Raw genomic sequence first — 11,880 nt, forward strand, 5'->3', positions numbered from 1 at the left:
GCGGCGGAAGGTGATGACCCCGCCCAGCGCCTGGTCGCGATACTGCTTGACCCCCACCAGGATCGCCGACAGGGCGACGAGCATGATCAGGTAGCCCAGCCAGACGCCGCCGACCGCGGCCCCGCCGCCCGCGGCGACGATGGTCCCGATCATGCCGGTGATGACGACGAGGCCGGAGATCAGGCCGTAGGTCAAGATGATGCGGGTCATGCCGTTCGCTCCTCTGTTTGGCGGCGACCTCGACCATGCGGACCCCGGCCGCCGGCGATATCACCCGAAAGGGTGAGATCGTACGCCTCGTCCGCTTGGCGGGCCTCTCGCCTCACGGGATCAGGTGCAGGTCGCGCGCCTTGTTCACCGCCTGGGTGCGACGGCTGACCTCCAGCTTGGCGAACAGATTCGCCACGTGGGTCTTCACGGTGTTGGGCGATAGCCCAAGGGTGCGTGCGATCTCCTTGTTGGACTGGCCGGCCGCCAGACGCTCCAGCACCTTGACCTCCTGGCCGGTCAGTCTCAGCGAACTCAGCGCCGCGACGTTGCGCTCGAACGGCCCCGCCGCAATCCGCGAGGTGAGCTTCCAGCCCACCCAAACGCCGCCCGCCGCGAAGGCGACGCCGACGACGGCGACATAGACCTCCCGAGAGAAGGCGCGCGCCAGGTACTGGTACTCCAGCCACTGCAGGGCGAAGGCGCCGGCCGCCAGGACGAGAGCCCACAGGATGATGGTGCGGGTCATGTCGCGATGGTGCGCGATCTCCGGCCGGCGTCAACTCGGGCCGCGACGCCAGCCTGAAGGTCAGACCAAGGGGCGATCCCCAAACCGCTCGGCGTTGCGCAGCTTGGCCTTCTCCGCCTCGGTCTCACGATTGCGGGGCGGGGCGTTGGTCTCCAACGCGCCGAGCAGGCGGCGACCGACGTGGAACACTTCGTCCACCGCCGCGTCGAAGGCCGCGGCGTTGGCCTTCGACGGCGTGTTGAAGCCGCTCAGCTTGCGCACGAACTGCAGCGCCGCGGCGCGGACCTCATCGTCGGTCGCCTCAGGCTCGAAGTTGTACAGCGTCTTGATGTTTCGGCACATTCAACTGCCTCCGTGAGAACTAGATCGCTGCTTCGATGAACTTGGGGCCGGGCTCGTTCATCGCCTTGGCGAACGCCGCGTCGAAATCCTCGGCGGTCGAGCAGCGCACCGCCGGCAGGCCCAGCCCCTTGGCCAGCGACACCCAGTCGATCTTCGGATCGCCCAGGTCCAGCAGCTTGGACGCCGAGGGGCCGGGATTGCCGGCGCCGGTACGGCCCATCTCGATGTTGAGGATGCGGTAGCTGTGGTTGGCGAAGACCACGACGGTGACGTCCAGGTTTTCACGCGCCATCGTCCATAGGCTCTGGACCGTGTACATGCCCGCGCCGTCGCCGTTCAGCGAGACGATCTTGCTGTCGGTCGCGGCGACGCCGGCGCCGATGGCCAGCGGCATGCCGACGCCGATGGCGCCGCCGGTAAGCGCCAGCACGTCGTGCGGCTGGGCGGTTCCGCAGGGCACGGCCACCCCGCCGCCGGAGGTCACCGAGTCGTCGCAGATCACGGCGCCCGCCGGCAGGTGTCGGGCGATGGAGAGGCCCGCCGTCTGCGGGGTCAGGGGTCCGGTCGGCGCGGCGTCGGCGACCTTCAGCGGCTGGACCGGCCCTGAAGCCGGCGCGCCCAGCGCGTCGGCGAGCGCGGCCAGGGCGGCCACCGAGTCCTCTTGGCGGGTCGACAGGGTCAGGGTCTCGCAGCCCTCGGGGACCAGAACGCTCGGCCGATCCGGATAGGCGAAGAAGGCGACCGGAACGACCGTGCCCACATAGATCATCAGGTCGACGCCAGCGAGATCGGCCAGGGCCGCCTCGCCGAAGTACTGCATACGGCCGGGCTGGAAGATCCCAGCGCCGCGCGGCTGGCGGGCGATGAAGGTGTCGGTCAGCACGCGGTAGCCCGCCGCGGCCAGGCGGCTGGCCTGGGTGAGCGCCGCGGCGCTGGTCGCCTGGCTGCCCAGCAACAGCACCGGCTTGGCGGCGGCCTTCAGAGCCTTTGCCGTGGCCTCGACCGCCTCGCCCGAGGGCGCGGCGCGGACTGGGATCTGAGCTTTCACCGGCTTGGTGGTCGCCTCAAGCCAGGCGGCGTCGGCCGGCAGGATCAGGCTGACCGGACCGCCGGGCGGGCCGTAGCTGGCGGTCACGGCCTCGGCGGTGATCGCGGCCACCGTTTCCGGCGTGTCGGCCGACTTCACCCAGAGCGAGTTGGGGCCGACGATGGTCGGGATGTCGGAATTGAGCGGCGCGTCGTACTGACGGTGATAGGTGGCGTGGTCGCCGATGACGTTGACGATCGGCGTGAAGGCCCGGCGGGCATTGTGCAGGTTGGCCAGGCCGTTGCCGTAGCCGGGGCCCAGGTGCAGCAGCGTGCAGGCAGGCTTTCCCGCCATACGGCCGTAGCCGTCGGCCGCCCCCGTCGCCACGCCTTCGAATAGGCACAGCACCGGACGCATGGTGGGCTGGCGGTCCAGGGCGCTGACGAACTGCATCTCGCTGGTGCCGGGATTGGCGAAGCAGGCGGTGACCTCATTGGCCACCAGGGTCTCGATCAGGGCGTCGGCGCCGTTCATCTACAATCCTCGGGTCGTTCAGTGATCATATCCGCCGGTCCAGGCCTTCCCAGAACGGCTCGCGCAGCTTGCGCTTGAAGATTTTCCCCGAGTCCTCGCGGGGCAGTTCGGCGTGGAAGTCCACCCGCTTGGGCACCTTGTAGCTCGCCATCCGCTCACGCAGAAAGCCCCGAACCTCGCCTTCGGTCAGCTCCGCGCCGGGCTGCATCTGGACGACGGCGCAAACCGCCTCGCCGAATTCATCGTCGGGAATTCCGAACACGCCGCAGTCGGCGACGCCGGGCATCTTGTGCAACTCGGCCTCGATCTCGGCGGGATAGATGTTGGCGCCGCCGGAGATGATCATGTCCTTGGCCCGGTCGCACAGATAGAGGAAGCCGTCGGCGTCCAGGTAGCCGATGTCCCCGGGCGCGATCAGGCCGGCCTTCTCCGAGGCGGCCCGCTTGGCGTCGTCGCCGTGATAGGTGAAGTCGGCGATCCCGGCGGTCCTGGCGACCACCTCGCCGATCTCACCGGGCAGCAAGCTGTTTCCGTCCGAATCGATCACCCGGACCTCGGCGCCGGCCATCGCGCGTCCCACCGTTCCCGGATGGGCCAGCCACTGCTCGGACGTGCAGAAGACCACCGCCCCGGTCTCGGTCGAGCCGTAGTACTCGTTGATCACCGGCCCCCACCATTCGATCATCGCCCGCTTGATCGGCGCCGGGCACGGCGCGGCGGCGTGGACCACGAACTTCAGCGAACTCAGGTCGTAGCGGCCGCGCACGTCGTCGGGCAGCTTCAAAAGCCGGTTGAACATGATCGGCACCATGTGCAGGTGCGTCACCCGCTCGGCCTCGATCATCGCAAGCAGCTCCTCGGGATCGAAGCGGGCCTCAAGGATCACCTTGCCGCCCAGCCGCGCGGCGAACCCGCCATAGGCGTTGGGCGCGGAGTGGTACATCGGCCCGGTGACCACCGTCACGATCTCGGAGGGCCGGTCCATCCAGTCGGCGAAGCCGAAGGCCTGGGCCAGCATCATGCCGGTCACCGCCGCCTGTTCCGGGGTCGGCGGTCGGCGACGCACGCCTTTCGGATGTCCCGTCGTGCCGGAGGTGTAGATGATGGTGCCCGGCGCGGCGTCCGGCGCGCCGTCGTAGGGCGCGAAGCCCTCCAGCCAGGCGCTCCAGTCGATCATGCCAGGCGCGACCGGCGTGGGGTCGATGCCATAGGCCTGGGCGATTTCCGGCGGGGTCGCGACCACCAGCACTGGCACGCCCTTCGGTAGGACGTCGCGAACGCCGTCCACCAGATCGGCGTGGATGACGATGGCGCGCGCGCCGGAATTCTCGAACAGGTACTTCGCCTCGGCGGGCGCGTAGTGCCAGTTCACCGGGGTCGGATAGGCGCCCAGCAGACCCGCAGCGCCGCTGGCCTCGAAGAAGGCCAGGTCGTTTCGCAGGTACAGCGCGATCAGGTCGCCCGGACCCACGCCCAGGCCGGCCAGACCGGTGGCCGCCCGCGCCGACCTTTCCTGCAAGGCCTCGATGGAGAGCCTGCGCTCACCGCTGATGATCTCGCCCATGTCGTCTCGTCCCACCCCGGCTCTGCGGCCGGCGCCGTCACGCTAGCCCCGCGCTGAAGGCGGGGCAAACCGATCAGGGGAACAGGAGCACTGTCTCGCCCGCGGGCTCGGCGAACAGCGCCTCCACGGCCGCCGCCCGGTGGGATCGGGCCAGCGACTGAGCGATGTAGCCCTTGTCGGTGATCTCGCCGATGCTTGGGTCGGGCGGACCGTCCAGCACCAGCGCCCGGCGCACCTTGCCGCCCGCGCCCTTGGCCTGGGCGTTCAGGCGCTCCATCCCGACCTGGACCGCCTGGGTCACCACCGCCGGATCGAGCTTAGGGTTGGGATAGAACATCAGGCCGACCGCCTCGCGCCCCTCGCCGCAGACCACCGCGTCGGTGACCGCGTCGCCCACCGCATCGACAGCGGCGATCCGCAGTTCGCCGACCCCCACGAAGGTGCCGCTGGCCAGCTTGAAGTTCTCCGACAGCCGGCCGTCATAGATCATGCCGCGCGCCGGCTCCTCGCGATCCACGAAGCGGGCCGCGTCGCCCAGCTTGTAGAAGCCGTCCTGATCGAAGCTCTGCGCCGACAGCTCGGGACGACCCAGATAGCCCGGGGTGACCTGCGGCCCCTTGACCCGGAATTCCAGCTTGCCGGCCTCGGGGACCAGCTTCACCGAGGTTCCGGGGACCGGCAGGCCGATCATCCCCATGCGGTCGTTGTGCCAGTGGACATTGCAGGCGGTCGGGCCGGTCTCGGTCGCGCCATAGCCCGAGGCGAAGCTGATCTTCTCGCCCACCGTGGCCACCGCGATCGCCTGGATGCGATCGCTGAAGTCCTGGCCCAGGGCCGCGCCGCCGTATTGAAGCACTCGCACCCGGGAGAAGAAGGTCCGCGCCAGTTCGGCGTCGCGCTCGAGCTCGCCCGCCAGCAACATCCAGCCGGCGGGCACCATGTTGTGGTAGGTCGTTGATATCTCGGAAAGATTCCTGACGGTTTCGCCGAACCGGCCCGAGGTCGGTTGGCCGGAGTCGATATAGACCGTGCCCCCACGATGGGCGGCCATGTGCAGGATCGAGTTGGCGCCCAGGCTGTGGCTCCAGGGTGCGGAATTGACCATCACCGGGGGCTCGTCGTCGGCGAAGCAGGCCGCGATCTGGGCCGAGTTGGTCGCGATGTTCCGATGCAGGCAGATCACCGCCTTGGGCAACCCCGTCGATCCGGAGGTCAGCAGATACTTAGCGTGGTCATCCGGACGGGCCGTGGCGGGGGTCGGGGAGCATTTCAACAAGTGGCTCAAGGTCACGTCGCCCGGGCGGGCCTTGGCTCCGGCGATCACCGGCAGGCCCGCCAGGAACGGGGCTTCCAGGGCCTCGCCGAACAGCGCCGCGTCCTCGGCGTAGACCGCGGCGGGATTCAGCACCTCCACGGCATGGGCCAGACGCGCCAGGTTCGCGCCCGGCAGGCCGTACTGGGGCGAGACCGGCGCCACGGGTATGCCCTGGCTCATGGCCGCGTACTTGATCAGCCCGTGGTCGATCCCGTTGCGGGCCAGGATCAGCAGCGGTCGGGTCCCGACCACGCCCAGTTCGCGAAGGCCGCCAGCCAGGGCTGCGATCGACTGCGCGGCCTCGGCGTAGGTCAGCTCCCGCCAGCCCTCCCCCGACCGCTCCGCCAGCCAGGTCCGCGACGGCGCCTCGGCGGCCCAGCGTGCGATGGCCTGAGTCATGGTGGTGAAGGCCGTGGAGTACGGCGTCGGATTGGTCAGGACCAGTTCGCCGTTCGGCCGCGCCTCCACGTCCAGGGCGCGAGGGGCGTAGCGCGCATCACGGAACGGGGCGGTGGCGAGATCGAGGGCGGCGTCCATTCGTAAGGCTTAAACGCCCGGCGCGAGCCTCGCCAGTCCGTCTTCGAGGCGCAGCGTCCTACCCCGCCAGGGTCTCGGCGAAGCGGACCGGTTCGCCACGCCCCTCGGCGACCACTTCGCCGTCGGACATCACCAGCTCGCCGCGGATGATGGTGGCGATGGGCCAGCCCTTGGCCTCGAAGCCGTCGAAGGGGGTCCAGCCGGCGCGGGTGGCCATCATCTCGTGGGTGATGGTGCGGCGGGCCTTCAGGTCGACGATGGTGATGTCGGCGTCGTAGCCCACCGCCAGACGGCCCTTGTCGGCCATGCCGAACAGGCGGTTGGCGCCATGGCTGGTCAGGTCGACGAAGCGTTCCAAGCTCAGCCGGCCCTCCGCCACATGGGTCAGCATCAGGGGCACCAGGGTCTGCACGCCGGGCATGCCGGAGGGCGAGGCCGGATAGGGGCGGGCCTTCTCGTCCTTGGTGTGCGGCGCGTGGTCCGAGCCCAGGACGTCGGCGACCCCGGCGGCGATCCCGTGCCACAGGCCCGCCTGGTGATAGGCGTTGCGGATCGGCGGGTTCATCTGGGCGTAGCCCTTCAGCCGCTCATAGGCCTCCGGCGCGGTCAGGGTCAGGTGCTGGGGCGTGACCTCGACGCTGGCCACGTCCTTATGCCCGGCCAGGAAGGTCATCTCCTCGGCGGTGGTGACGTGCAGGACGTGGATGCGCTTGCCCAGGGCCTTCGCGATGCGCACCAGGCGGTGGGTGGATTCCAGCGCCGAGGCGGCGTCGCGCACTTCCTCGTGGCTGGTCCAGTCGCCGGTGCGGGCCAGCGGCCGGCGCTCGGCCAGGCGATACTCGTCCTCGGAGTGGAACGCCGCGCGGCGGTTCACATGGCGCAGGACCTGCTCGACCCCCTCGTCATCCTGCACCAGCAGGGTGCCGGTCGAGGCGCCCATGAACACCTTGACCCCACAGCAACCGGGAAGGCGCTCCAGCTCTCCCAGGAACTGGGCGTTCTCATGGGTGCCGCCGACATAGAAGGCGTGGTCGCAGTGCATCCGACCCTTGGCGCGGACGAGCTTGTCGGCCAGGGCGTCGGCATCGGTGGTGGTGGGCTCGGTGTTGGGCATCTCGAAGACCGCCACCACGCCGCCCAGCACCGCACCGCGCGATCCGCTCTCCAGGTCTTCCTTCCACTCCAGGCCGGGTTCGCGGAAGTGGACCTGGGTGTCGATGACGCCCGGCAAGACTGTCAGACCGGTCGCATCGAAGGTCCGGCCGGACGCGGCCTGGGACAGGTCGCCGATCTCGACGATCTTGCCGTCCCTCACGCCCACATCGGCCATCCCGCGGCCAGAGTGGTTCACCACCTCCCCGCCCTTGACGATGAGGTCGAAGGTCTGCGGCATGGGACGTCCTACTTTTGAGTTTGCGCCAACAGGTCCTTGGCGGCGGCGGTCACATCGCTGACCGGCAGGTCCATCATGTGACAGAGCGCCTGCTGAAAGCCAGGGTCAACCGCGCGGATCTGCTCGAAAGTGCGGGCGCCGCGGACCACGCGGGTGTCGGCGCCCCACGGTGCGTAGAGCCGCTCGTCCGAAGGGCCAAACAGGCCGACCGTGGGCGCGCCCGCCGCAGCGGCCAGGTGCATCAGGCCCGAATCATTGCCGATGAACAGGCGCGCGCGCTTCAGGCAGGCATAGGCGGTGAGCAGGTCGACCTTGCCGGCCAGGTCCAGGGTCCGCTCGCGGGGCAGGACATGTCGCAGCGCCGAGACCGCCTGTCCGTCATCGGGCCCACCCAGCAGCATCAGCCGTCCGCCCGCCATGGGGCCGTGGCCGCCGACCAACTGGTTGGCGACTTGGGCGAAGCGTTCGGCGGGCCAGGTCTTGCCCACCCAGTTGGCCGCCGGCGCCAGGGCCAGGATCGGACCGCGCCCGGCGGTCAGTTCGTCGGCATAGGCCTCGGTGGCCGCGGTGGTGAACAGATAGGGCGCGGCCGGATCGTCCTCGATGTTCAGCAGACGCGCGGCCTCGATCACCTTGTGGACGGGCGGGCCGCCGGATCGCTTGAACACCGCGCGGCGGTCGCGCTTCAGGACCTGGGAGATGGCTGAACCCCGGAGATCGACGATCAGCCCCCATTTGCGACGCCGCACCCGGTTCCAGAGGTCGAGCCAATGGCCGCCGCTCTTGGACTTCTGGAAGACGATGATCTCGTCCAGGTGCGGGGTGTCGAGGAACAGAGGCGCGGCCGCGGGGCCGGCCACGATGGTGAAGCGCGCGTTCGGCACCTCGTCGACCAACTTGCGGATCAGGCCAGACGACAGCACCGCGTCGCCGATGCGCGTCGCCGTGATGAACAGAATCGGGAAGGACCCGTTGGCCATCGGGCTTGTATAAGGGGCGCGGCCCTGGCGCTCCACCCGCGCAGCCCTTAACTGCGACACCATGACGAACCCAACCTCCATCGCGCGCTTGAACAGCCGAGCCCTGATCGCGATCTCGGGCGAGGACTGGCGAACCTTCTTGCAGGGTCTGATCACCCAGGATGTCGAAAGCTTGGCCGCCGGCGAGCTGCGGTTCGCGGCCCTGCTCACCCCGCAAGGCCGGCTGATGTACGACATGTTCCTGGTTGGGCGCGCGGAAGGCGCCTGGCTGGAGGTCGAGGCTGGCCAGCGCGAGGCCCTGATCCTGCGGCTCTCCATGTACCGCCTACGGGCCAAGGTGAAGATCGAAGCCGACGAAACGCCGGTCTTCGCGGCGTACGGCGCCGACCCCGGCGCGGGCTGGCTGGCCGACCCGCGACTGAGCGCCTTGGGATGGCGCGGCTACGGGCTCGATGTCTCGGCGACCGCCGACGAGGCCGCCTACGACGCCCATCGCCTGGGGCTGGGCGTGCCCGGTCCCGCCGACTGGACGGGTGAGACGACCTATCCCATCGAGGCAAATTTCGACCTGCTGAACGGCATCGACTTCAAGAAGGGCTGTTTCGTCGGCCAGGAGACCACCTCGCGCATGAAGCGCCGTGGCCAGATCAAGAGCCGCATGCTGCCGCTGGTGTTCGAAGGCGCCGCGCCGGCCTCAGGCGCCGAGGTTCTGAACGGCGAGTTGCGGGCCGGCGAGGTGCTGTCGGGCGCCAGGGGCCGCGCCATGGCCCTGGTTCGCCTGGACCGCATCGGCGGCGAGTTGACGGCCGATGGGCGGACCGTGCGGGCGGAGACGCCGGGATGGTTTGCTTAGGCAGCTAGCTCAGGAAGAAACTCCGCAAGGCGGCCAGGGTCTCGGCCGGCCGTTCCTCGGGGATGAAGTGGCCGCAGTCGATGGCCTGGCCCTGGACGTCATGGGCCCATTCCCGCCAGACCTCGAGCACGTCGTACCAGGCGGCGAGCGCGCCCTTCGCGCCCCACAGCACCTGGACCGGCGCGGCGATCTTGGTCTTGCCCCTGTCGGCCTCGTCGGCGGCGATGTCGTAGGAGGCGCCGGCGCGATAGTCCTCGCACATGGCGTGGATCACCGCCGGATCGGCGATGGCCTTCCGATAATCGGCATAGGCGTCGGCCGCGAAGGGTCCCTTGCCCCGACGCAACATGCTGGCGAAGAAGGTGTCGGGGTCGTGGCCGATCAGGGTTTCGGGAAAAGGCGCCGGCTGAGCCAGGAAGCTCCAGTGCCAGTAGGCCAGGGCGAAGCGCTTGTCGGCCCGCTTCCAGACCTCCGCCGTGGGGATGATGTCGAGGATCGAGAGCTTCCGCACCGCCTGCGGGCAGTCCAGCGCCAGGCGATAGGCGACCCGGCCGCCCCGGTCGTGCCCGGCGACGTCGAACCGGGCGAAGCCGAGATGCTCCATCAGGGCCACGGCGTCGCGGGCCATGGCGCGCTTGGAATAGCTCTCGTGGCCCTCGTTGGCCGCCGGCTTGGAGCTTTCGCCATAGCCGCGCAGGTCTGGCGCCACCACCGTGAAGTCCCTGGCCAGGTCGTCGGCGATCTTGCCCCACATCATGTGGGTCTCGGGATAGCCGTGCAGCAGCAGGAGCGGCGGGCCCGAACCGCCGTGGCGCACGCGCAGGGTCACCTCGCCCACAGCCACACGCGACAGTTGGAAGCTCTCGAACGCCATCCCTGAAGGCTCCGCTTGATAGGTCGCCGCCCGGTCGCCCAAAGTGCGATCCATGACCGACGACCCGATTCGTTGCGGCTGGCGCGGCATGGCCGGCGACCCGCTTTATGAGGCCTATCACGACACGGAATGGGGCGTGCCGGAATACGATTCGCGCGCGCTCTGGGAGAAGCTGGTGCTGGACGGGTTCCAGGCCGGGCTCGCCTGGATCACCATCCTGCGCAAGCGAGAGGCGTTCCGCGCCGCTTTCGCCGACTTCGACGTGGAGAAGGTCGCCCGGTTTGGCGACGCCGACCGCGCGCGTCTCATGGCCGACGCGGGCATCGTGCGGTCCAACGCCAAGATCGACGCGGCGATCAGCGGCGCGCGGATCTATCTCGACATGCGCGAAAAGGGCGAGGACTTCTCCCAGTTCCTGTGGAGCTTCACCAATGGCCGGGTGATCCAGAACAATTGGGAGCGCATCGACCAGGTGCCGGCCCAGACCCGAGTGGCCGAGGAAATGGCCAAGGCGCTGAAGGCCCAGGGCTTCAAATTCGTGGGCCCGGTCATCGTCTATGCCTTCATGCAGGCCACGGGCTTCGTCAACGACCACCTGACCTGCTGCCATCGGCACGCCGAAATCCGCAGGATGAGCCCCTAGTGCCCGACATGCTGCTGGAAATGGCCTGTCCGGGCCCGGTCTGCGGCGTCGACGAGGCCGGGCGCGGGCCATGGGCTGGGCCGGTCTCCGCCGGGGCGGTGATCCTCGATCCAGCCCGCGTACCCAAGGGCCTGGACGATTCCAAGAAGCTGACCGCCAAGGCCCGCGAGGCCCTGGAGCTTGAGATCAAGGCCAGCGCCATCGCCTGGGGCGTGGGGTTCGCCTCGGTGGAGGAGATCGCCGAGCTCAACATCCTGCACGCCGCGGGCCTGGCCATGTGCAGGGCCATCGAGGCGCTGAACGTCACGCCGGTCTTCGCCCTGGTGGACGGCAACTACCGCTTCAAGCTGCCCTGCGACGTGAAGACCGTGGTGAAGGGCGACGCCATAAGCTGCTCCATCGCCGCGGCCTCGATCCTGGCCAAGGTCGCCCGCGACCGGCTGATGATCGAGATGGACGGGCGCTATCCCGGCTACGGCTTCGCCGGCCACAAGGGCTACCACGCGCTGGTCCACGTCGAGGCCCTGCGCGCGCTCGGCCCGTGCGAGATCCACCGCCGCGACTGGGCGCCGGTGCGGCTGGCGCTGATCGAGCGCGGCGAACTGGTCGATTGATCGGCTGAATCAAGATTGACGCCCGACCCTCGCGGCCCGATCGCGGAGGGATGAACGACGATCTCGCACAGTGCCTGCGCACCCAGGCCAAGGGCTGCGACCTGCTGGGTTCGCCCTTCCACGGCGCCCTGCTCCGCCTCGCCGCCGACGACCTGGAGGCGGGCGGCCCCGTCGCCGCGCTCCTCGCCCCTTGGGCCGACGACGACCTGCGCCAGATGTTCGCCGACGCCATGCCGCTACGGCTGCTGGGCGCTCTGCACGACCTGGTGCTCAGCGGCGACGATCCCCGCCTCGCGGCGGCCTATCCCCAGCGGAGCCAGCCTGTCGATCCCTCCGCCGCCTGGGCCGCCGCCCGCGCGGCGATGGTCGCCCACCACGCCCGGCTCGCGGCGTTCATGACCCACGAGCCGCAGACCAACGAGGTCCGCCGCTCGGTCTGCCTGGCGCCGGGCTTCCTGGAGATCGCCA

The 11,880-nt window shown here is 69.4% G+C and carries 13 protein-coding genes; 4 read left to right on the top strand and 9 right to left on the bottom strand.

All coding sequences use genetic code 11. The features are described from left to right. The 8 genes from RMO04_RS14270 to RMO04_RS14305 all read right to left on the bottom strand — a co-directional run. The coding region (locus RMO04_RS14270; protein WP_405041508.1) for a DUF4199 family protein at positions 1-210 on the bottom strand (210 nt) is incomplete at its 3' end. Between the two features lie 112 nt (positions 211-322). Next, positions 323-736, bottom strand: coding sequence for a response regulator transcription factor (locus RMO04_RS14275; protein ID WP_309645437.1), 414 nt, complete (start codon positions 734-736; stop codon positions 323-325). Positions 737-796: 60 nt separating this feature from the next. Next, positions 797-1,078, bottom strand: coding sequence for a DUF2277 domain-containing protein (locus RMO04_RS14280; protein ID WP_309645438.1), 282 nt, complete (start codon positions 1,076-1,078; stop codon positions 797-799). A gap of 19 nt (positions 1,079-1,097) precedes the next feature. Next, positions 1,098-2,639 carry an acetolactate synthase large subunit gene (locus RMO04_RS14285; protein ID WP_309645439.1) on the bottom strand — a complete coding sequence of 514 codons (1,542 nt, stop codon included), beginning with the start codon at positions 2,637-2,639 and terminating at the stop codon, positions 1,098-1,100. A 25-nt stretch (positions 2,640-2,664) separates the two neighbouring features. Next, complete coding sequence (locus RMO04_RS14290; RefSeq protein WP_309645440.1) at positions 2,665-4,203, bottom strand: acyl-CoA synthetase; 1,539 nt, start codon at positions 4,201-4,203, stop codon at positions 2,665-2,667. 73 nt (positions 4,204-4,276) lie between these two features. Then, complete coding sequence (locus RMO04_RS14295; protein ID WP_309645441.1) at positions 4,277-6,055, bottom strand: feruloyl-CoA synthase; 1,779 nt, start codon at positions 6,053-6,055, stop codon at positions 4,277-4,279. 58 nt (positions 6,056-6,113) lie between these two features. Further along, positions 6,114-7,448 carry a dihydroorotase gene (locus RMO04_RS14300; protein WP_309645442.1) on the bottom strand — a complete coding sequence of 445 codons (1,335 nt, stop codon included), beginning with the start codon at positions 7,446-7,448 and terminating at the stop codon, positions 6,114-6,116. 8 nt (positions 7,449-7,456) lie between these two features. Next, positions 7,457-8,428: a glycosyltransferase family 9 protein gene (locus tag RMO04_RS14305; protein ID WP_309645443.1), complete on the bottom strand. Its 972-nt coding sequence runs from the start codon at positions 8,426-8,428 to the stop codon at positions 7,457-7,459. A 61-nt stretch (positions 8,429-8,489) separates the two neighbouring features. On the opposite strand from RMO04_RS14305, the gene RMO04_RS14310 reads away from it, so the two are divergent. Further along, positions 8,490-9,281, top strand: a complete 792-nt coding sequence (locus tag RMO04_RS14310) for a folate-binding protein YgfZ (protein WP_309645444.1) — start codon at positions 8,490-8,492, stop codon at positions 9,279-9,281. A 4-nt stretch (positions 9,282-9,285) separates the two neighbouring features. Here RMO04_RS14310 and RMO04_RS14315 read toward each other — a convergent pair whose 3' ends face one another. After that, positions 9,286-10,209 carry an alpha/beta hydrolase gene (locus RMO04_RS14315; protein WP_309645445.1) on the bottom strand — a complete coding sequence of 308 codons (924 nt, stop codon included), beginning with the start codon at positions 10,207-10,209 and terminating at the stop codon, positions 9,286-9,288. On the opposite strand from RMO04_RS14315, the gene RMO04_RS14320 reads away from it, so the two are divergent. The 3 genes from RMO04_RS14320 to RMO04_RS14330 form a co-directional block, all read left to right on the top strand. Next, entirely contained in the window at positions 10,208-10,798 is a 591-nt protein-coding gene (locus RMO04_RS14320; RefSeq protein ID WP_309645446.1) for a DNA-3-methyladenine glycosylase I, read from the top strand. The two genes, RMO04_RS14315 and RMO04_RS14320, sit on opposite strands and share 2 nt — an antisense overlap. An 8-nt stretch (positions 10,799-10,806) precedes the next feature. Further along, entirely contained in the window at positions 10,807-11,412 is a 606-nt protein-coding gene (locus tag RMO04_RS14325) for a ribonuclease HII (protein ID WP_309645448.1), read from the top strand. A gap of 50 nt (positions 11,413-11,462) precedes the next feature. Beyond that, on the top strand, positions 11,463-11,880 hold a 418-nt coding region (locus RMO04_RS14330; RefSeq protein WP_309645447.1), incomplete at its 3' end, for a DUF2332 family protein.

This window comes from Phenylobacterium sp. (assembly GCF_031412415.1).
Classification (GTDB): domain Bacteria; phylum Pseudomonadota; class Alphaproteobacteria; order Caulobacterales; family Caulobacteraceae; genus Phenylobacterium.

Excerpts from the sequence above, each read along its gene's own strand:
- RMO04_RS14290 (WP_309645440.1), bottom strand. The coding sequence starts at position 4,203 with ATGGGCGAGATCATCAGCGGTGAGCGCAGGCTCTCCATCGAGGCCTTG.
- RMO04_RS14310 (WP_309645444.1), top strand. The coding sequence starts at position 8,490 with ATGACGAACCCAACCTCCATCGCGCGCTTGAACAGCCGAGCCCTGATC.
- RMO04_RS14300 (WP_309645442.1), bottom strand. The coding sequence starts at position 7,448 with ATGCCGCAGACCTTCGACCTCATCGTCAAGGGCGGGGAGGTGGTGAAC.
- RMO04_RS14320 (WP_309645446.1), top strand. The coding sequence starts at position 10,208 with ATGACCGACGACCCGATTCGTTGCGGCTGGCGCGGCATGGCCGGCGAC.
- RMO04_RS14295 (WP_309645441.1), bottom strand. The coding sequence starts at position 6,055 with ATGGACGCCGCCCTCGATCTCGCCACCGCCCCGTTCCGTGATGCGCGC.
- RMO04_RS14285 (WP_309645439.1), bottom strand. The coding sequence starts at position 2,639 with ATGAACGGCGCCGACGCCCTGATCGAGACCCTGGTGGCCAATGAGGTC.
- RMO04_RS14275 (WP_309645437.1), bottom strand. The coding sequence starts at position 736 with ATGACCCGCACCATCATCCTGTGGGCTCTCGTCCTGGCGGCCGGCGCC.
- RMO04_RS14305 (WP_309645443.1), bottom strand. The coding sequence starts at position 8,428 with ATGGCCAACGGGTCCTTCCCGATTCTGTTCATCACGGCGACGCGCATC.
- RMO04_RS14280 (WP_309645438.1), bottom strand. The coding sequence starts at position 1,078 with ATGTGCCGAAACATCAAGACGCTGTACAACTTCGAGCCTGAGGCGACC.
- RMO04_RS14325 (WP_309645448.1), top strand. The coding sequence starts at position 10,807 with ATGCTGCTGGAAATGGCCTGTCCGGGCCCGGTCTGCGGCGTCGACGAG.
- RMO04_RS14315 (WP_309645445.1), bottom strand. The coding sequence starts at position 10,209 with ATGGATCGCACTTTGGGCGACCGGGCGGCGACCTATCAAGCGGAGCCT.